19 protein-coding genes and 1 tRNA gene are annotated in these 18408 nt (G+C 64.7%); 18 read left to right on the forward strand and 2 right to left on the reverse strand.

The annotated features are described in order from the left end of the window. Positions 1-394 precede the first annotated feature (394 nt). From kdsD to WS68_RS04535, 11 genes are all read left to right on the forward strand, one after another. Positions 395-1378 (forward strand): arabinose 5-phosphate isomerase KdsD, encoded by a 984-nt coding sequence (gene kdsD / locus WS68_RS04485; protein ID WP_059569654.1) that lies wholly within the window; start codon positions 395-397, stop codon positions 1376-1378. Continuing rightward, entirely contained in the window at positions 1378-1935 is a 558-nt protein-coding gene (locus WS68_RS04490) for a KdsC family phosphatase (protein WP_059569655.1), read from the forward strand. The genes kdsD and WS68_RS04490 overlap by 1 nt, the downstream gene beginning before the upstream one ends. Before the next feature lie 4 nt (positions 1936-1939). Beyond that, positions 1940-2554, forward strand: coding sequence for an LPS export ABC transporter periplasmic protein LptC (gene lptC / locus WS68_RS04495; RefSeq protein WP_059517791.1), 615 nt, complete (start codon positions 1940-1942; stop codon positions 2552-2554). An 18-nt stretch (positions 2555-2572) separates the two neighbouring features. Beyond that, the gene (gene lptA / locus WS68_RS04500) at positions 2573-3238 is read left to right on the forward strand and encodes a lipopolysaccharide transport periplasmic protein LptA (protein ID WP_059569656.1); all 666 of its coding nucleotides are present in this window, start codon (positions 2573-2575) and stop codon (positions 3236-3238) included. Continuing rightward, the gene (lptB, locus tag WS68_RS04505; protein WP_059517787.1) at positions 3235-4011 is read left to right on the forward strand and encodes an LPS export ABC transporter ATP-binding protein; all 777 of its coding nucleotides are present in this window, start codon (positions 3235-3237) and stop codon (positions 4009-4011) included. The genes lptA and lptB overlap by 4 nt, the downstream gene beginning before the upstream one ends. 147 nt (positions 4012-4158) lie before the next feature. Beyond that, on the forward strand, positions 4159-5655 hold the full coding sequence (locus tag WS68_RS04510; RefSeq protein WP_059569657.1) for an RNA polymerase factor sigma-54: 1497 nt from the start codon (positions 4159-4161) through the stop codon (positions 5653-5655). Between the two features lie 151 nt (positions 5656-5806). After that, the gene (gene hpf / locus WS68_RS04515) at positions 5807-6163 is read left to right on the forward strand and encodes a ribosome hibernation-promoting factor, HPF/YfiA family (RefSeq protein ID WP_059517783.1); all 357 of its coding nucleotides are present in this window, start codon (positions 5807-5809) and stop codon (positions 6161-6163) included. A gap of 232 nt (positions 6164-6395) precedes the next feature. Beyond that, positions 6396-6905 carry a PTS IIA-like nitrogen regulatory protein PtsN gene (gene ptsN / locus WS68_RS04520; RefSeq protein WP_059517781.1) on the forward strand — a complete coding sequence of 170 codons (510 nt, stop codon included), beginning with the start codon at positions 6396-6398 and terminating at the stop codon, positions 6903-6905. 120 nt (positions 6906-7025) lie between these two features. Next, a complete protein-coding gene (gene hprK, locus WS68_RS04525; RefSeq protein ID WP_004195225.1) occupies positions 7026-7994 on the forward strand; it encodes an HPr(Ser) kinase/phosphatase in 969 nt (322 codons plus the stop codon). A 72-nt stretch (positions 7995-8066) separates the two neighbouring features. After that, complete coding sequence (gene rapZ, locus WS68_RS04530) at positions 8067-8960, forward strand: RNase adapter RapZ (RefSeq protein ID WP_059569658.1); 894 nt, start codon at positions 8067-8069, stop codon at positions 8958-8960. Between the two features lie 26 nt (positions 8961-8986). After that, positions 8987-9619 (forward strand): LON peptidase substrate-binding domain-containing protein, encoded by a 633-nt coding sequence (locus tag WS68_RS04535; protein ID WP_059569659.1) that lies wholly within the window; start codon positions 8987-8989, stop codon positions 9617-9619. 233 nt (positions 9620-9852) lie between these two features. Here WS68_RS04535 and mutY read toward each other — a convergent pair whose 3' ends face one another. Both mutY and mutM read right to left on the reverse strand, forming a co-directional pair. Then, complete coding sequence (gene mutY, locus WS68_RS04540; protein ID WP_059569660.1) at positions 9853-10959, reverse strand: A/G-specific adenine glycosylase; 1107 nt, start codon at positions 10957-10959, stop codon at positions 9853-9855. A gap of 4 nt (positions 10960-10963) precedes the next feature. Continuing rightward, positions 10964-11791 (reverse strand): bifunctional DNA-formamidopyrimidine glycosylase/DNA-(apurinic or apyrimidinic site) lyase, encoded by an 828-nt coding sequence (gene mutM, locus WS68_RS04545; RefSeq protein ID WP_059569661.1) that lies wholly within the window; start codon positions 11789-11791, stop codon positions 10964-10966. A 484-nt stretch (positions 11792-12275) separates the two neighbouring features. On the opposite strand from mutM, the gene WS68_RS04550 reads away from it, so the two are divergent. From WS68_RS04550 to pth, 7 genes are all read left to right on the forward strand, one after another. After that, positions 12276-14096 (forward strand): tetratricopeptide repeat protein, encoded by a 1821-nt coding sequence (locus tag WS68_RS04550; protein WP_059569662.1) that lies wholly within the window; start codon positions 12276-12278, stop codon positions 14094-14096. Positions 14097-14116: 20 nt separating this feature from the next. After that, positions 14117-14731 carry a lipoprotein insertase outer membrane protein LolB gene (gene lolB, locus WS68_RS04555; RefSeq protein ID WP_059569706.1) on the forward strand — a complete coding sequence of 205 codons (615 nt, stop codon included), beginning with the start codon at positions 14117-14119 and terminating at the stop codon, positions 14729-14731. 32 nt (positions 14732-14763) lie between these two features. After that, positions 14764-15645, forward strand: a complete 882-nt coding sequence (gene ispE / locus WS68_RS04560; RefSeq protein ID WP_059569663.1) for a 4-(cytidine 5'-diphospho)-2-C-methyl-D-erythritol kinase — start codon at positions 14764-14766, stop codon at positions 15643-15645. Positions 15646-15698: 53 nt separating this feature from the next. Further along, positions 15699-15775 (forward strand) — tRNA-Gln (locus tag WS68_RS04565). A gap of 42 nt (positions 15776-15817) precedes the next feature. Further along, entirely contained in the window at positions 15818-16774 is a 957-nt protein-coding gene (locus tag WS68_RS04570; protein ID WP_059569707.1) for a ribose-phosphate pyrophosphokinase, read from the forward strand. Between the two features lie 162 nt (positions 16775-16936). Next, positions 16937-17548: a 50S ribosomal protein L25/general stress protein Ctc gene (locus WS68_RS04575; RefSeq protein ID WP_059569664.1), complete on the forward strand. Its 612-nt coding sequence runs from the start codon at positions 16937-16939 to the stop codon at positions 17546-17548. A 123-nt stretch (positions 17549-17671) separates the two neighbouring features. Then, positions 17672-18280 carry an aminoacyl-tRNA hydrolase gene (pth, locus tag WS68_RS04580; protein WP_059569665.1) on the forward strand — a complete coding sequence of 203 codons (609 nt, stop codon included), beginning with the start codon at positions 17672-17674 and terminating at the stop codon, positions 18278-18280. Positions 18281-18408 lie beyond the last annotated feature (128 nt).

Below are 18408 nucleotides of genomic sequence, written 5' to 3' on the forward strand. Positions count from 1 at the left end.
GGCGAAGCGTCCTCGTTCGTCGGCGGCGCGGTACAAGCGCCGGTTGGGCCGGGAGATGACTACGGGAGATGGGCGCCAAGGCCTGCTCTTGCTGATGACGGGCTGCGCGCACCGAGCGCGGCGACCGAACAAAGCCCCGGCGGGGCCACCGAAGGCAGCCCCGCGGGGTGCCCAAGGGCCGGCTTCGAAGCGACGCGAATGCTCGACGCATTCACAACGGGCATGACGCGGCGATCGACCTTTGCGCTCCGCGGGACGCCCCCGCAGGCGCCGTGGCCGGCTCCGCGAGCGGATTTTCGAATCCGCCGCGAATGTGCGCTGCCAGCCCGTTATCAGCGTGAACAGGCCCCAGGGGCCCGGCACGGCGAACAAACGCCTTTGCTATACTCCGCGCATGATAGCGAAAATCAATGATGATCGGGCGCTCGCGCTCGCTCGCGACGTGCTCGACATCGAGGCGAACGCCGTTCGCGCACTCGCCGATCAGCTCAACGGAGATTTCGTCAGCGCAGTCGGCTTCCTGCTGAATTGCCGGGGCCGCGTGGTCGTCTCCGGCATAGGCAAATCGGGGCATATCGCCCGTAAAATCGCCGCGACGCTCGCGAGCACCGGCACGCCTGCGTTCTTCGTGCATCCGGCCGAAGCAAGTCACGGCGATCTCGGCATGGTCACCGCGGACGACGTGTTCATCGCGATCTCGTATTCCGGCGAATCGGCCGAGCTCGTCGCGATCCTGCCGGTCGTCAAGCGGCTCGGCGCGAAGTTGATCGCGTTGACCGGCCGTCCCGCATCGAGCCTCGCCAAGCTCGCCGACGTCCATCTGAACGCGGCCGTCGCGAAAGAAGCCTGTCCACTGAATCTCGCGCCGACAGCCAGCACCACGGCCGCGCTCGCGCTCGGCGACGCACTCGCCGTCGCGGTGCTCGACGCGCGCGGCTTCGGCCCCGACGATTTCGCGCGCTCGCATCCCGGCGGCGCACTCGGCCGGCGTCTGCTGACCTACGTGCGCGACGTGATGCGCACCGGCGACGAAATGCCGCTCGTCACGCTCGACGCGACGCTCTCCGACGCCCTCTTCCAGATCACCGCGAAGCGCATGGGGATGACGGCCGTCGTCGACGGGCAACGCCGCGTCGCGGGCATCTTCACCGATGGCGACCTGCGTCGCGTGCTCGAGCGCGACGGCGATTTCCGCCGGCTGCCGATCGCCGACGTGATGACGCGCCACCCGCGCACGATCGCGCCGAACCATCTGGCCGTCGAGGCGGTGGAGCTGATGGAGCGCCACCGGATCAACCAAATGCTCGTCGTCGACGAAACGGGCGTGCTGGTCGGCGCGCTCAACATGCACGACCTGTTCTCGAAGAAGGTGATTTGATGTCCACGTCCCCCGCGTCCCCTTCATCTCCCGCGTCCACGGCCGAGCGCGCCGGTCGCGTGAAGCTGATGATTTTCGACGTAGACGGCGTTCTCACCGACGGCAGCCTGCACTTCACGGCCGCCGGCGACGCGATGAAGTCGTTCAACTCGCTCGACGGCCACGGCGTCAAGCTGTTGCGCGAAGCCGGCATCGCAACGGCGATCATCACGGGCCGCCGCTCGGACATCGTCGCCGCGCGTGCGGCCGAGATGAAGATCGCGCATCTGTTTCAGGGCGTCGAGCACAAGCCCGCCGCGTTTGCCGAACTGTTGCAGAAGACCGGCATCGCCGCCGAAGCGTGCGGCTACATGGGCGACGACTGGCCCGATCTCGCGGTGATGCTGCGTTGCGGTTTCGCGGCCGCGCCGGCGAATGCCCATCCGGAGGTGATCGCGCGCGCGCATTGGGTGGCCGAGGCGCGGGGCGGACACGGCGCGGTGCGCGAAGTGTGCGATGCGGTCCTGCGCGCGCAGCATCGCTACGACGCGCTGCTCGCAGCCGCTTGTGGAGTCTGAACGAATGGACGGCAAATCCCGGCTGACTTCGCTGATCCCACTCGTCGCGATGGCGGCGCTCGCGGGCGGCACGTACTGGCTGCTGCAAGCGACGCTGCCCCCGCCCGGCGAAGAGATCAAGCATTCGAAATCCCATACGCCCGATTATTTCGCCAACAACTTCTCCGTTACCGAACTCGACCAGACGGGCTCGACCCAATACCGGTTGACGGCCGAGGGGCTGGTTCATTACGAAGACGACGAAACCAGCGATCTGACGCTGCCCGCGCTGCGCGCGTTCCAACCGGGCAAGCCCACCGTGACCGCGACCGCCAAACGCGGCGTCGTCAACGGCGACGTCTCGATCGTCGATCTATACGACAACGCGCAGATCGTGCGCGCGGCAGGCCCGAACGATCCGCCGATGCAGGCGGATTCCGAGCATTTCCGGGTGTTGGTCAACGACGATGTGATCGAGACCGAAAAGCCGGTTAAACTTCAGCGCGGCCTGTCGATCGCAAACGCCACGGCCGGCATGAAGTACAACAACGTCACCCGGGTCATCGAGCTGTATGGCAACGTGCGCGGCATGATCGCCGCGTCCGACACGTCGGGCGGCGCGCGAAGCCAACCCAAGTAACTCACCATGCGGAACTGCATGAACGAATCGTTCCCCTGTTTATTGCCGAACGGCGCCCATCGCGCCGCTCGCGCCGCACTCGCGGCAGCGCTCGTCGTGCTGCCGCTCGCGGGCGTGGCGCCTGCGGCGCACGCCGAAAGAGCCGACCGCGACAAGCCGATCAACGTCGAGGCGGACAACCTGACCTATGACGATCTGAAGCAGGTGACGGTCGCCACGGGCAACGTCGTCATCACGAAGGGCACGATCATCATCAAGGGCGATCGCGTCGAAGTGCGCCAGGACCCGCAAGGCTATCAGTACGCAACCGCGACGGCGTCCGGCAAGCGGCACGCGTCGTTCCGCCAGAAGCGCGAAGGCCTCGACGAATACATCGACGGCGATGCCGAGCGCATCGACTACGACGGCAAGCAGGATCTCACGACGCTGACGACGAACGCGACCGTGCGCCGGCTGCAAGGGCAGTCCACCGTCGCCGACACCGTGCACGGCAGCGTGATCACTTACGACGGCCAGCGCGATTTCTACACCGCCCGAGGCGGCAAGGACGTCATCGCGCCGGGCAACCCCGGCGGCCGCGTGCGCGCGATGCTGACGCCGAAAAGCGGCGGCGCCGCGCCGCTCGTCGGCGGCCCGGCCAAACTCGCGCCGTCGACCGATCTGCAGGGAGCGCCCGCCCAATGAACGCCCTCCCGAACCGTCAGCCGGCTGGCACGTCGAGTTCGCTCGTCGTGCGCAACCTGAAAAAGCGCTATGGCTCGCGCACCGTCGTCAAGGACGTGTCGCTCGACGTGAAAAGCGGCGAAGTGGTCGGCCTGCTCGGCCCGAACGGCGCCGGCAAGACCACGTCGTTCTACATGATCGTCGGCCTCGTGCCGCTCGACGCGGGCGATATCTCGCTGAACGGCAGCCCGATCAGCCTGATGCCGATCCACAAGCGCGCATCGCTCGGCCTGTCGTATTTGCCGCAGGAGGCGTCGGTGTTCCGCAAGCTGAGCGTCGAGCAGAACATCCGCGCGGTACTCGAATTGCAGCACGGCGACAACGGTAAGCGGCTCACGAAAGACGAGATCGGCGCGCGCACCGAGGCGCTCCTCGACGAGCTGCAGATCGCGCACCTGCGCGAGAATCCGGCGCTGTCGCTGTCGGGCGGCGAGCGCCGCCGTGTCGAGATCGCGCGCGCGCTCGCGAGCAACCCGAGTTTCATCTTGCTAGACGAGCCGTTCGCGGGCGTCGATCCGATCGCGGTGCTCGAAATCCAGAAGATCGTGAAGTTCCTCAAGCAGCGCAACATCGGCGTGCTGATCACTGATCACAACGTGCGCGAAACGCTCGGCATCTGCGATCACGCGTACATCATCAGCGACGGGTCGGTTCTCGCCTCCGGCGCGCCGCAGGAAATCATCGAAAACGAAAGCGTGCGGCGCGTCTACCTCGGCGAGCACTTCCGCATGTGAGCGGCGCGGAATCCCCCGCCCGCCCTTTCGCACGCCGCCGCGCTTCGCGCGGTGCGCGCTCCCGCGCCCCTTCCGCCGCCGCGCGTCATTCGATTGCCTCAATGCGCCGCCCTCGTGGCAAACTGCCGGTATGACTCCCTCTTTGCCATGAAAGCCAGTCTCCAACTCCGCCTGTCGCAGCATCTCGCGCTCACGCCGCAACTGCAGCAATCGATCCGGTTGCTGCAGTTGTCGACGCTTGAACTGCAGCAGGAAGTCGCGATGGCGGTCGCGCAAAATCCGCTGCTCGAAAACGACGACTGGATCGCGAGCCCGCTGCGCGTTGCGGCCGACGGCTCGTTGATCGCGCACACGCCCGCCCCGTCCGCGCCGGATCCGCAACCCGGCCTGTCGAACGGCACCAGCTCGACGAGCGAGCACACCGAACCTGCGGGCGTCGATGAATACGATAACTATTCGTCCGACAGCAGCGACACAAGCCCGTGGAATCTCGACGAATTCGGCCGCTCGAGCGCCGCCTCCGACGACGACGATCTGCCACCGCTGCAAATCCACGAAACGACGACGTCGCTGCGCGATCATCTCACCGCGCAATTGCGCGTCACGCAGGCAAGCCCACGCGATCGCGCACTCGTAACGTTCCTGATCGAATCGCTTGACGACGACGGCTATTTGACGGCATCGCTCGACGAAATACTCGCCGATCTGCCGGCGGAACTCGAAGTCGACGCCGACGAGCTGAACGCGGCGCTCGCGCTGCTGCACAGCTTCGATCCGGCGGGCGTCGGCGCGCGGTCCCCGGCCGAGTGCCTGAAGCTGCAATTGCTGCGGCTCGATCCGTCCCCGACACGCGCGCTCGCGCTCGACATCGTGTCGCAGCATCTGGAGCTGCTCGCCGCGCGCGACTTCACGCGCCTGCGCAAGCAATTGAAGACGGGCGACGACGAGCTGCGCGATGCGCACGCGTTGATCCGCTCGCTCGAACCGTTCCCCGGTGCGGCATACGGTAAGGCCGAAGCGGATTACGTGGTGCCCGACATCATTGTGAAGAAAACAGGCCAAGGCTGGCAGGCCGAACTCAATCCGGACGTGGTGCCGCGGCTGCGGATCAATCATCTGTACGCGAATATTCTGCGCAATAGCCGCGGTGATCCGGGCACGGGTTCGCTCAAGCAGCAATTGCAAGAGGCGCGCTGGCTGATCAAGAACATCCAGCAGCGCTTCGAGACGATTCTTCGCGTTGCACAAGCGATTGTCGAGCGTCAAAAGAATTTCTTCGCGCACGGCGAAATTGCCATGCGCCCCTTGGTTTTGCGGGAAATAGCTGATACGCTGGGCCTACACGAGTCGACTGTCTCCCGTGTGACAACCGGCAAGTACATGTTGACCCCGTTCGGGACGCTCGAATTCAAGTACTTCTTTGGATCGCACGTATCGACGGACACCGGGGGCGCCGCGTCATCCACTGCGATCCGCGCCCTCATCAAACAACTGATAGGAGCCGAAGACCCTAAATCTCCTCTTTCGGACAGCCGCATAGCCGAGCTGCTGGCGGAACAGGGGTTCGTGGTCGCGCGCCGCACGGTTGCCAAGTATCGCGAAGCCCTGAAAATCCCCGCGGTGAATCTGCGCAAGTCTCTGTAGCCCGTCGTGCTCGGCGGGCATTTTCCGGCCGCCGCACCGTCGACGGCAAAGCCGGCCGATCCATCCGCTCGCCACCGCGAGCACCGGCATACGCGATCGGCAGGCGCTGCCGCCTCTACGCGGAAGGTGGTCATCAGCATGGAGAAGCACTATGAACCTGAAGATCAGTGGACACCATCTCGAAGTTACGCCTGCTATTCGCGAATACGTGATCACCAAGCTCGACAGGGTGCTACGACATAGCGATCAGGTCATCGATGGCGCTGTGATCCTCACGGTCGACAATCACAAGGAAAAGGACAGACGGCAGAAAGCGGAAATCACGCTGCATCTAAAAGGTAAGGATATCTTCGTCGAAAGCGCGAACGGCGATATGTATGCAGCGATCGATCTGCTGATCGACAAGCTCGACCGGCAAGTCGTCAAGCACATGGAGCGCTTGCAAGCGCACGTTCACGAACCGATCAAGCATCATCAGTCGGCCGAAATCGAGTTGCCTCCACAATGACCGACGGCGCATCCGCGCCAACCAAGCGGCCCGCCTCGCGCGGGCTTTTTCATGAGCCGAACGCCGCCGCACGATGCGCGCGGGCCGTATCCGGCAAGCGACGGCCCGTGTTTGGCACGATGCGCGGCACCGCTTACAGTGCTCTATAATGTCCGAATTATCATCGGGGGCGTGAACCGGTTCGCCGCGTTTTCTCCAGTCTCCGTCGCCTAACGCCGTCTTTTTGACCGATATGGAAAATCAGTCCGCCGCGAGGAGACCCCAGGCCGCCCTCATGCTTGCCAACATGAATCGCCTAGCCAAAATCCTGCCTCCGGAGAATGTCGTCGTCGACCTCTCCGTCACCAGCAAGAAACGCGTCTTCGAACAAGCCGGCCTGATCTTCGAGAATCAGAACGGTATCGCCCGCAGCACCGTCACCGACAATCTCTTCGCACGCGAGCGCCTCGGCTCGACGGGCCTCGGCGAAGGTGTCGCGATTCCGCACGGCCGGATCAAGGGGCTCAAGCACCCGCTCGCCGCGTTTGTACGGCTCGCGGAACCGATTCCGTTCGAAGCGCCGGACGGTCAGCCCGTCTCGCTGCTGATCTTTCTGCTCGTGCCGGAGCAGGCGACACAGCAGCATCTCGAAATCCTCTCCGAAATCGCCCAACTCCTGTCCGACCGCGACACGCGAGAGCGTCTGCACACCGAAACGGACCGCGACGAGTTGCATCGGCTGCTGACTCAGTGGCAACCTTGAGGGAACGGTTCGCGCCCCATTGCCGCGGCATGCGCCGCCAGACCGAGTCGCCCACCGCCGGGCCCGCGCCGCAACCGCCGTTGCGGCATCGGCGTGCCGATCCCTTGGAGTGACGGACTCATGGATACGTCCAGCATCAACGCCCAGAGCATCTTCGACGACAACGCCGCCATGCTGAAACTCAGCTGGCTGACGGGGCATGAAGGCTGGGAGCGCGGATTCTCCGCCGACACGGTCGCGAACGCGACGTCGAGCGCCGATCTCGTCGGCCACCTGAATCTGATCCACCCGAACCGGATCCAGGTGCTGGGCGAAGCGGAAATCGACTACTACCAACGCCAGACTGACGAGGATCGCTCTCGCCACATGGCCGAGTTGATCGCGCTCGAACCGCCGTTTCTCGTGGTCGCGGGCGGCGCAGCTGCGCCGCCGGAGCTTGTTTTGCGCTGCACGCGCTCGTCGACGCCGCTTTTCACCACGCCGATGTCGGCCGCCGCCGTGATCGACAGCCTGCGCCTCTACATGTCGCGCATCCTCGCGCCGCGCGCCACGCTGCACGGCGTGTTCCTCGACATCCTTGGCATGGGCGTGCTGCTCACCGGCGATTCGGGGCTCGGCAAGAGCGAACTCGGGCTCGAATTGATCAGCCGCGGGCACGGGCTCGTCGCCGACGACGCCGTCGATTTCGTTCGCCTTGGCCCCGATTTCGTCGAAGGGCGCTGCCCGCCGCTGCTGCAAAATCTGCTCGAAGTGCGTGGCCTCGGCCTGCTCGACATCAAGACGATCTTCGGCGAAACCGCGGTGCGCCGGAAAATGAAGCTCAAGCTGATCGTTCAGCTCGTGCGCCGGCCGGACGGCGAATTCCAGCGGCTGCCGCTCGAAAGCCAAACGGTCGACGTGCTCGGCCTGCCGATCAGCAAGGTCACGATTCAAGTCGCGGCGGGCCGCAACCTCGCGGTGCTCGTCGAGGCGGCGGTGCGCAACACGATCCTGCAATTGCGCGGCATCGATACCCTGCGCGACTTCATGGACCGCCAGCGCCTAGCCATGCAAGACCCGGACAGCCAGTTCCCCGGCAAGCTCGTCTAACCCGCGCCGGCTGCGCGACGATGCGCGCACGCGAGCCGGTGCTATGATGAAACGTCACGATTCCCTCTGCTCATGCGCATTGTCCTCATCACCGGCATTTCCGGCTCTGGCAAGTCCGTCGCGCTGAACGCGCTCGAGGACGCAGGCTACTACTGCGTCGACAACCTGCCGCCGCGCGTTCTGCCCGAGCTTGCCCGCTATCTGGCCGACGAAGGCCAGCACCGGCTCGCCGTGGCGATCGACGCGCGCTCGAGCGCATCGCTCGACGAAATGCCCGGCTTGATCCGGGCGCTGTCGCACGCGCACGACGTGCGCGTGCTGTTTCTGAATGCCAGCACGCAGGCGCTGATCCAGCGCTTCTCCGAGACGCGCCGCCGCCACCCGCTGTCGGGCTCGCCGTCGCAGGACGCGGACATCGGCCTGCTATCGTCGCTGGAGGAAGCCATCGAGCGCGAGCGCGACCTCGTCGCCCCGCTCGCCGAGTTCGGTCATCAGATCGACACGAGCAATCTGCGCGCAAACGTGCTGCGCACGTGGGTCAAACGTTTCATCGAACAGAAAAACGACGATCTCGTGTTGATGTTTGAATCGTTCGGCTTCAAGCGCGGCGTGCCGCTCGACGCCGATTTCATGTTCGACGTGCGCGCGCTGCCCAATCCGTACTACGATCACGAGTTGCGCCCGCTTACCGGGCTCGACAGACCGGTCGTCGCGTTTCTCGACGCATTGCCCGTCGTCCATCAGATGCTGGACGACATCGAATCGTTTCTCGTCAAATGGCTGCCGCATTTTCGCGAAGACAACCGCAGCTATCTGACGGTCGCCATCGGCTGCACGGGCGGCCAGCACAGGTCGGTGTTTCTTGCGGAGACGCTTGCCGCCCGTCTTTCGCAACAGGCCAATGTGATCGTGCGGCATCGTGACGCGCCCGTCGATGTGGACGCGTCGTCGCGGCTAGTCACCTAGCGCCGCTCCTGCACCCCGGCCCCGCCATGTCCTCCCTGTCGACCACGCTAATCGATTTGCCGCTTTTCCCGCTGCATACGGTGCTGTTCCCCGGCGGACTGCTGCCTCTGAAAGTGTTCGAGGCGCGTTATCTGGACATGGCGCGCGCGTGCCTGCGCGACAATGCGCCGTTCGGCGTATGCCTGCTGAAAAGCGGCCCCGAAGTCGCTCAGGAAGGCGAAATATCGGTGCCGGAAACGATCGGCTGCATGGCGCGGATCATCGAATGCGACACCGGCGAATTCGGCATGCTCTACCTGCGTACGCTCGGCACGCAGCGCTTCGAGCTATTGTCGCACCGGGTCGAATCGAACGGCTTGCTGGTCGGAATCGCCGAGCCGATGCAAGACGATCTCCCGCTCGACGGCGACGAGGCGCTTGCCCGCTTCGGCGCGTGCTCGGAAGCGCTTGAGCGGATCATCGAGGCGCTGCGCAAATCCGGGACCGAGCTGCCGTTCATCGAGCCGTTTCGTTTCGACGACCCTACTTGGGTGTCGAATCGGCTTGCCGAAGTGCTGCCGCTCGATTTACGCGCGCGGCAAAAGTTGATGGAATTTCCCGATGTCGGCGCACGCATCGACGCGGAGCATCGGGAATTGCGTCGGCATGGATGGCTGTAGGTAACGCCGGGATCGCCATTCCAGGAGTGCCCGCCGCGCCCTGCCGCCCTGCTATCCCCGCCAGCACCGGTAAGGTCATGCCTCGGCGCTGCTTGCCGATGCCCTTCGGCGCAGGCAAGACCAGCCACTCAGGTCAGCCCGCCCGAGCAGCCTTTTTCGTTTCGACCCGGCCCGACGCCGGATAAACACCCAAGCAAAGCGTGCCTAAGCGGCATTGCCGCCATCGCACCACCCTAAAGCAACGACCCGGCCAACCCGTCAAGCAGCTTGCGCACCGGCGCGGGCACGCCGTAAGCATCGAGCTTGTCGAGCGGCACCCATGCGGTCTCGTCGTCGGCCGCTTGCGGCGCGTCCGCCGCCGTGCCGTCGAGTTGCGCGAGCCGCGGCTCGATCTCGAGCTTGAAGTGTGTAAACGTATGGGTGAGCGGCGCGAGCGGCACCGGCTTCGCGCCGCCGAATTCGCGCGCGCGGCGCGCGAGCGCCGCATCGCCGTCCGCCTCGGGCAGGCTCCATAAGCCGCCCCAGATACCTGCGGGCGGACGCCGCTGCAACAGCACCGCGTCGCCGTCACGCAGCACCAGCATCCACGTGCGGCGCGTGGGCACCGCCTTCTTCGGGCGCGCGGCCGGCAGCTCGCGCTGTCTGCCAGTGCGCTGCGCGGCACAATCGCCCGCGAACGGGCAGCGCGCGCAATCAGGCTTGCCGCGCACGCACAGCGTCGCGCCGAGGTCCATCAAACCCTGCGTGTAAGCGGTCACGTCGGCCGGGTTGGCCGCATCCGGCAACAACGCCTCGGCAAGCGCCCACATCTCGTTCTCGACACGCTTGTCGCCCGGAAAACCCTCGACGCCAAACACGCGCGCGAGCACCCGCTTCACATTGCCGTCGAGGATCGTCGCACGCGCGCCAAACGCAAACGACGCGATCGCCGCGGCCGTCGAGCGGCCAATGCCCGGCAATTCGGCAAGCGCGTCGGGCGTCCCAGGAAATGCGCCACCATGCTGCTCGATAACCGCCTGCGCGCAACGATGCAAATTGCGCGCGCGCGAGTAGTAGCCAAGCCCGGCCCATAACGCCATCACGTCATCGATCGGCGCGGCCGCGAGCGCGGCGACGTCCGGATAGCGCTCAAGAAAGCGCACATAGTACGGCACGACCGTCGACACCTGCGTCTGCTGGAGCATGATCTCGGACAACCAGATCCGGTACGGATCACGCGTGTTCTGCCACGGCAGATCGTGACGGCCGTGCTTGCGCTGCCATTCGATCAGCGTCGGCGCAAAGCTCCGGTGAAGCGGCGTGACGGCGGGGGCTGGGGGAAGAGTGCGAGGTGGTTTCAAGATTTCAATGCTGGCAATTCGGACAAAAATAGGTCGACCGCTGACCCTGGACGATCTGCCGGATCGGCATGCCGCAAACCCGGCACGGCTTGCCCGCGCGGTCATAGACGAAACAGTCGAGTTGGAAGTAGCCGCTCTCGCCGCTGCTGCCGACGAAGTCGCGCAACGTGCTGCCGCCCCGGTCGATTGCATCGGCAAGCGTGGCGCGCACGGCGTCGGCCAAACGCTCATAACGCGGCAACGACACACGCCCGGCCGCGACAGTCGGCCGGATGCCCGCGCGAAAGAGGCTCTCGGACGCGTAGATATTGCCCACGCCGACGACGATATCGCCCGCGAGCAGCGCCTGCTTGACCGACACTGTACGCCCGCGCGTGCGCACATGCAGCAGCGTGCCCGAAAAAGCTTGAGAGAACGGCTCGACGCCCAGACTCGCGAGCAGCGGATGCGCGCTCACGTCGCCAGCGTCGCGCGGATGCCAGAGCACGGCGCCAAAACGGCGCGGATCGCGAAAGCGCAACACGAATTCGTCAAAAATCCAATCGACGTGATCGTGCTTTTCAGGCGCTGGCGGCTTGCCGGTCGGCAGCACGCGCAGCGTGCCCGTCATGCCGAGATGGACGATGAACCATCCCGCATCGACTTCGAACAACAGATATTTGCCGCGACGCGTAACGCCGCGCACCTCGCGCGCCTTCAGCAGATCGGCAAGATCGGCTGGCACCGGCCAGCGCAACATCGCGGTGCGCACGTCGACGCGCCTCACGCATCGGCCTGCGACGAACGGCTCGATACCGCGGCGGGTAACCTCGACTTCCGGCAACTCTGGCATGGCTGACTGATCTCTATCTCACTGAGCAAAGGCTGCTGACATTCACGACGGCATGCACGCGCAGGCCGCGGCGATGCCCGCTCGCGCGGCGCCGAGCCGCCGCATCCGCCTACTTGTGGCACACGAGCCGCCGGAAATCCCGCCACCGCGACGGACGGCGCAAATGCCCGCGGGATGCGGCACGAATACCGCCGTCACATCCCGGCGGCAAGCGCGAACCGAAAACGGCCACTGCAAGCATGCCCGAAATCGCCCGTATGACGGCACGGCCCGTCGCGGCGAGGCCAGCTGGGCCGACGCCGTGGCATCGGACACCGTCCGCCGTCAAACCACCCGCCCGCGCGCGGAGGAAATTTTCCGCCGGGAACGGGCGGTTTCGGGCGTTCGCGCGCATGTTTCAGGCGTAACAGACGCTAGCAAATGGCAACAGTGCGCGTATTGTAGCGAGCGCGTTACAATCGACTGAAACATTGAACGGATTTCCATGACCTTGCCCTCGAAGCTGTTCCCGAAGCGCGTTGCCGCTGCGCGCAGCCCGCGCACCGCCCCGGTACGCCATGCGATCGGCGCCGCGCTCATCGCGGCGTGGACGTTGGCCGCGTTCCCCGTCCATGCGCAAGACCAGGCAGACGACGACGCATCGCAAGAAGCCTTCGCACCGACGTTGCCGGAAGAGCAGAAAAATCTGCCGAATGCCCTGTTGACAAGCCAGATCGTCTATCAGGTGCTCGCGGCCGAGGTCGCCCTGCAGCGCAATCTGCCCGCGCCCGCGTACCAGACTTACCTGGCGCTCGCGCGCGACACGCGCGATCCGCGCATGGCGCAGCGTGCGACCGAAATCGCGCTCGCCGCGCAGAGCCCGGCCGATGCGCTGTCCGCGGCGAATCTGTGGCGCGAGTATGCACCGAATTCGCAGCGCGCCGGGCAAGTCGACGCCGCTTTGCTCGTGCTCGGTGGCCGGCCCGCCGATGCCCAGCCAATGCTCGCGCAAGAACTCGCGCGCACGTCGCCCGACACCCGGGGCGACGCGATTCTCGCGCTGCAAGCGCTGCTGTCGCGCGGGCCGGACCGCGTCGGCGGCCTGACCGTTCTTCAGGATCTGCTGAAGAACGACATGAACCGTCCGCAAGCGCGGCTCGCGATCGCGCGGCAGTTGCTCGCGACCGACGACAAGGCCGGCGCGGTGCAGTCGCTGAAGGAAGCGCTGCGCATCAAACCCGACTATCTGCCCGCGACGCTGATGCTGTCGCAAATGGGGCCGGCCGAACGTGCGAGCGGCATCGCGTCGTTCGAAAAGTTCGTCCAGCAGAATCCGAAGTCACGCGACGGCCGTCTGGCGCTCGCCCAGCTCTATCTCGCCGACGATCGCCTGAGCGACGCGCAAACGCAATTCGACGCGATGCGCAAGAACGACTCGCGCGACCCGACGCCGCTGATGGCGCTCGCGCTCATCAAGATCCAGCAGAAGCATCTCGACGAGGCAAGCGCGTACCTGAAGGATTATGTGCGGGTCGCGCAGAAGAAATCCGGTGCGGACGTCGGGCAGGCTTACGTCTATCTCGCGCAGATCGCGCTCGACCAGAACAACGATGCGCTTGCCGCGCAATGGCTCGACAAGGTCGACGAAGCGAGCCAGCAATACCTGCCCGCGCAGGTCACGCGCGTGCAGTTGCTGCAAAAGCAAGGCAAGACCGATGAAGCGCGCAAATTGCTCGCGAACCTGCAGCCGTCCGACCCGCGCGATGCCGCAATGGTCGTGCGCACCGACGCATCGCTCCTCTTCAGTGCGAAGCGCTACAAGGAAGCGGCGGACCGGCTCGCGCAGGCCGTCAACGATTTCCCCGACGATGCCGATCTGCGTTACGACTACGCAATGGCGTGCGAAAAAATCGGCCAATACACGACGATGGAACAGCAATTGCGCCTGCTGATGCGTGTGCAGCCGGACAATCCGCAGGCGTACAACGCGCTCGGCTATTCACTTGCCGATCGCAATCTGCGCCTGCAGGAAGCGAGCAGGCTGATCGAAAAGGCCAACATGCTCGCACCGAACGATGCGTTCATCATGGACAGCCTCGGCTGGGTCAAGTATCGCCTCGGCGACACCGCCAACGCCAAGCAGATCCTGCAGCGCGCGTATGATCTGCAGCCGAACGCGGAAATCGGCGCACATCTCGGCGAAGTGCTGTGGAAAAGCGGCTCGCAGGACGAAGCGCGCGCCGCGTGGCGCGCCGCGCGCAAGCTCGAGCCAGACAACGACACGCTCGTGCAGACGCTCAAACGTTTTCAGGTGAACGGGCTTTGATCGCGCTGAAGCGCTTCGTCATGCCACGCACGGCGCGCGGCTTTGCACTCGCCGCATCGGTCTGCGCCGCGCTCGCGCTTGCCGGCTGCGCGTCGCCGCCGCGCACGAACGCGCCCGGCGCGGCCGCCACCGCTTCGGACGCACTGCGCACCGCGTCGAGCCGCGCATATGTGGGCCGCTTCGCGGTGCAATACCATGATGAACTCGGCACGGCGCGCAACGTCTACGGCAATTTCGACTGGCAGGAGCAAGGCGCGAGCGTGACGCTCGAATTGCGGAATCCGCTCGGGCAAACGCTCGCGATCGTCAAATCGGCGCCTAACGGCGCATCGCTCGAGCTGCCGAACCGCGAGCCGCAGTATGCATCGGACGTCGGCGAGCTGATGCAAAAAACGCTCGGCTTCTCGCTGCCGCTCGACGGGCTGCGCTACTGGCTGCAGCCGTCCCCCGCTCCCGCGACGCCCGCCGAAACCGTGCGCGACCCGCAAGACGGCACACGCATCAAGGAGATCCGCCAGGACGGCTGGACCATCGATTATCTCGCATACGCCGACGCGCCCGCAGTCGGCGTCAAGCGTGTCGACCTGATGCGGCAAGAGCCCGCCCTCGACATCAAGCTCGTGCTCGAGCACTGAGCGCGTGCATTTTTGTTCGAAAAAGTTTTCGCATGACCGATACCACCCGCTCGCTGCGCAACTGCCTCGCCCCGGCGAAACTGAACCTGTTCCTGCATATCACGGGCCGCCGTCCGGACGGCTACCATCAACTGCAAAGCGTGTTCCAATTGCTCGACTGGGGCGACACGCTGCACTTCACGTTGCGCGACGACGGCCAAGTGTCGCGCAAGACCGACGTGCCAGGCGTGCCGGCGCAAGCCGACCTCGTGGTGCGCGCGGCCTTGCTGCTTAAGGCGCACACCGGCGTCGCGGCCGGCGTCGACATCGAAATCGACAAGCGCCTGCCGATGGGCGCGGGTTTGGGCGGTGGCAGCTCCGACGCGGCAACGACGCTGCTCGCGCTGAACCGGCTCTGGCGCCTCGATCTGCCACGCGCGGAATTGCAGGCGCTGGCGGTCAAGCTCGGCGCGGACGTGCCGTTCTTCGTATTCGGAAAAAATGCATTCGCAGAGGGTATCGGAGAAGCACTCCAACAGGTAGAATTACCGCCTCGTTGGTTCTTGGTTGTGACACCACCGGTTCACGTTCCGACCGCAGCGATTTTTTCCGATAAATCGTTGACAAGGGATTCAAAGCCCGTCACAATTACGGACTTTCTTGCACAGCGTAGCAGCGTAGCAGGATGGCCAGACAGCTTTGGCCGGAATGATATGCAAGCTGTTGTGACAAGGCAGTACGCGGAAGTTGCAAAGGTGGTCGATTGGTTTTATAATCTGACCCCCGCTCGGATGACGGGCTCTGGCGCAAGCGTTTTTGCGGCGTTCGGCAGCAAAGACGAGGCAAAAGCGGCGCAAGCCAAATTGCCGGATGGCTGGAGCAGCACAGTTACCGAGAGCTTGAGTGAGCATCCACTCTACGCTTTCGCGTCATGAAGTTTCGCGGCATCGGATGGCCTACACTTCCGGTGTTGCTCAAAGTTGAGTGTAGGGGAGTCGCCAAGTTGGTCAAGGCACCGGATTTTGATTCCGGCATGCGAGGGTTCGAGTCCTTCCTCCCCTGCCAAACATTCCCGCATTTCCCGCCTAAGCCCGAAGCAGGTGCATGATGAGCAGCCATGACGGCCTGATGGTTTTTACTGGCAACGCCAATCCCGCGCTTGCACAGGAAGTCGTCAAAATTCTCGGTATTCCCCTCGGCAAAGCAATGGTCAGCCGTTTCTCCGACGGCGAAATCCAAGTCGAGATCCAGGAAAACGTGCGGGGCAAGGATGTTTTCGTCCTTCAATCCACGTGCGCGCCGACGAATGACAACCTGATGGAGCTGATGATCATGGTCGATGCGCTGAAGCGCGCATCCGCCGGCCGGATCACCGCCGCCATCCCCTACTTCGGCTACGCGCGCCAGGATCGCCGCCCGCGCTCCGCGCGCGTCGCGATTTCCGCGAAGGTCGTGGCGAACATGCTGGAAATCGCCGGCGTCGAGCGGATCATCACCATGGATCTGCACGCCGACCAGATTCAAGGCTTCTTCGACATTCCGGTCGACAACATTTACGCCACGCCGATCCTGCTTGGCGATCTGCGCAAGCAGAGCCATCCGGATCTGCTCGTCGTATCGCCGGACGTCGGCGGCGTCGTGCGCGCCCGCGCGCTCGCGAAGCAGTTGAACTGCGACCTTGCGATCATCGACAAACGCCGTCCGAAAGCAAACGTCGCCGAAGTGATGAACATCATCGGTGAAGTTGAAGGCCGCACGTGCGTGATCATGGACGACATGGTCGATACCGCCGGCACGCTCTGCAAGGCCGCGCAGGTGTTGAAGGAGCGCGGCGCGAAGCAGGTGTTCGCGTATGCGACCCACCCCGTCCTGTCGGGCGGCGCGGGCGACCGGATCGCCGCGTCGGCGCTCGACGAACTCGTCGTCACCGATACGATCCCGCTTTCCGCCGAGTCGCTCGGCTGCCCGAAGATTCGCGCGCTGTCGAGCGCCGGCCTGCTGGCCGAGACGTTCTCGCGGATCCGCCGCGGCGATTCGGTGATGTCGCTGTTCGCGGAATCGTAAAACGAACCGCCGCTGCAAAGCATGCGCAGAAAGCGAAGCGTCGAGCTTCGCTTTTTGCATAATCGGCCGGGACTGACGAACCCCCGGCCGTTCGTCGAAGGCCCTATGCAATAGCGGGGCCCTGTTTTACTGCCTGGTCGCGGGCAGTCATTGGAGAAAGTCATGAAAGTCGTCGCTTTCGAGCGCAAACAGCAAGGTACGGGTGCGAGCCGCCGCCTGCGTAACGCCGGCAAGACCACGGGTATCGTCTATGGTGGCGAAGCCGCGCCGCAAATGATCGAGATCGATCACAACGCGCTGTGGCACGCGCTGAAGAAGGAAGCCTTCCACTCGTCGATCCTCGATCTCGAAGTCGAAGGCAAGTCGCAACGCGTGCTGCTGCGCGACGTGCAATATCATCCGTTCCGTCAGCTCGTGCTGCACGTGGACTTCCAGCGTATCGACCCGAAGAAGAAGCTGCACACGAAGGTGCCGCTGCACTTCCTGAACGCGGAAACGAGCCCGGCCGTGAAGTTGTCGAGCGCGGTCGTGTCGCACGTCGTCACAGAAATCGACGTCGAGTGCCTGCCGGCCGACCTGCCGGAATTCCTCGAAGTCGATCTGTCGAAGATCGAAGCGGGCCAGTCGCTGCATGCGAAGGACATCGCGCTGCCGAAGGGCGTCACGCTGACCCCGCACGTCGACGCGGAAAACCCGGTGGTTGCCTCGGCGACGATTCCGGCAGGCGCCGTGTCGGAAGAAGCGGCGGGCGAAGGCGAAACGCCGGCTGCTTAAGCGCGCTTCAGCGCCTTCCCGTACCGTTTCACAACGGTCGACGACCCGCCGCGGCTTGCCCGGCGGGTTTTTCTTTGTTGCGACCCACCAGGGCGGCGGCGCGTCCTGACAGGCGAGTACATCATGATCAAGTTGATCGTCGGCCTCGGCAATCCCGGGGCAGAATACACGGCAACGCGCCACAACGCGGGCTTCTGGCTCGTCGATCAGCTCGCGCGCGAAGCCGGCGCGTCGCTGCGCGACGAGCGGCGCTTCCACGGCTGCTATGCAAAGGCACGGCTCTTCGGCGAAGAGGTGCACCTGCTTAAGCCGCAGACATACATGAACCGCTCTGGCCAATCGGTCGTCGCGCTCGCGCATTTCTTCAAGATCCTGCCGGATGAGATCCTGGTCGCGCACGACGAACTCGATCTGCCGCCCGGCGCCGTCAAACTGAAGCTCGGCGGCGGCAGCGGCGGACACAACGGCCTCAAGGACATCTCCGCACATCTGTCGTCGCAGCAATACTGGCGGCTGCGGATCGGTATCGGCCATCCGCGCGAGCTGATTCCCGAAAGCGCGCGCGCCGGCGCAAAACCCGACGTCGCGAACTTCGTGCTGAAGCCGCCGCGCAAGGAAGAGCAGGATGTGATCGACGCGGCGATCGAACGCGCGCGCGCGGTGATGCCGCTCATCGTCAAGGGTGAACTTGAGCGCGCGATGATGCAGTTGCACCGCAACGGCGGCGCGTGATAGGCCGCGGATATCCGCGTCAGCGCGCGGGTTTGGCGGGTTGCGCCGGTTTGGTCTTTTCCTGGGCTTGCCCATGCCGCGCGCACGGAGTGCGCATCGGTTAAGCTCGTTGTTTTATCGCGTCAGGA

It is taken from the genome of Burkholderia sp. TSV86 (genome assembly GCF_001522865.1).
GTDB lineage: Bacteria > Pseudomonadota > Gammaproteobacteria > Burkholderiales > Burkholderiaceae > Burkholderia.

Coding starts and splice junctions, on each gene's coding strand:
- ptsN (WP_059517781.1), top strand. CDS start 6,396: ATGGAAAATCAGTCCGCCGCGAGGAGACCCCAGGCCGCCCTCATGCTT.
- pth (WP_059569665.1), top strand. CDS start 17,672: ATGATCAAGTTGATCGTCGGCCTCGGCAATCCCGGGGCAGAATACACG.
- rapZ (WP_059569658.1), top strand. CDS start 8,067: ATGCGCATTGTCCTCATCACCGGCATTTCCGGCTCTGGCAAGTCCGTC.
- WS68_RS04490 (WP_059569655.1), top strand. CDS start 1,378: ATGTCCACGTCCCCCGCGTCCCCTTCATCTCCCGCGTCCACGGCCGAG.
- mutM (WP_059569661.1), bottom strand. CDS start 11,791: ATGCCAGAGTTGCCGGAAGTCGAGGTTACCCGCCGCGGTATCGAGCCG.
- hprK (WP_004195225.1), top strand. CDS start 7,026: ATGGATACGTCCAGCATCAACGCCCAGAGCATCTTCGACGACAACGCC.
- WS68_RS04550 (WP_059569662.1), top strand. CDS start 12,276: ATGACCTTGCCCTCGAAGCTGTTCCCGAAGCGCGTTGCCGCTGCGCGC.
- WS68_RS04510 (WP_059569657.1), top strand. CDS start 4,159: ATGAAAGCCAGTCTCCAACTCCGCCTGTCGCAGCATCTCGCGCTCACG.
- lolB (WP_059569706.1), top strand. CDS start 14,117: ATGCCACGCACGGCGCGCGGCTTTGCACTCGCCGCATCGGTCTGCGCC.
- lptA (WP_059569656.1), top strand. CDS start 2,573: ATGAACGAATCGTTCCCCTGTTTATTGCCGAACGGCGCCCATCGCGCC.
- lptC (WP_059517791.1), top strand. CDS start 1,940: ATGGACGGCAAATCCCGGCTGACTTCGCTGATCCCACTCGTCGCGATG.
- WS68_RS04535 (WP_059569659.1), top strand. CDS start 8,987: ATGTCCTCCCTGTCGACCACGCTAATCGATTTGCCGCTTTTCCCGCTG.
- hpf (WP_059517783.1), top strand. CDS start 5,807: ATGAACCTGAAGATCAGTGGACACCATCTCGAAGTTACGCCTGCTATT.
- lptB (WP_059517787.1), top strand. CDS start 3,235: ATGAACGCCCTCCCGAACCGTCAGCCGGCTGGCACGTCGAGTTCGCTC.
- WS68_RS04575 (WP_059569664.1), top strand. CDS start 16,937: ATGAAAGTCGTCGCTTTCGAGCGCAAACAGCAAGGTACGGGTGCGAGC.
- kdsD (WP_059569654.1), top strand. CDS start 395: ATGATAGCGAAAATCAATGATGATCGGGCGCTCGCGCTCGCTCGCGAC.
- ispE (WP_059569663.1), top strand. CDS start 14,764: ATGACCGATACCACCCGCTCGCTGCGCAACTGCCTCGCCCCGGCGAAA.
- WS68_RS04570 (WP_059569707.1), top strand. CDS start 15,818: ATGAGCAGCCATGACGGCCTGATGGTTTTTACTGGCAACGCCAATCCC.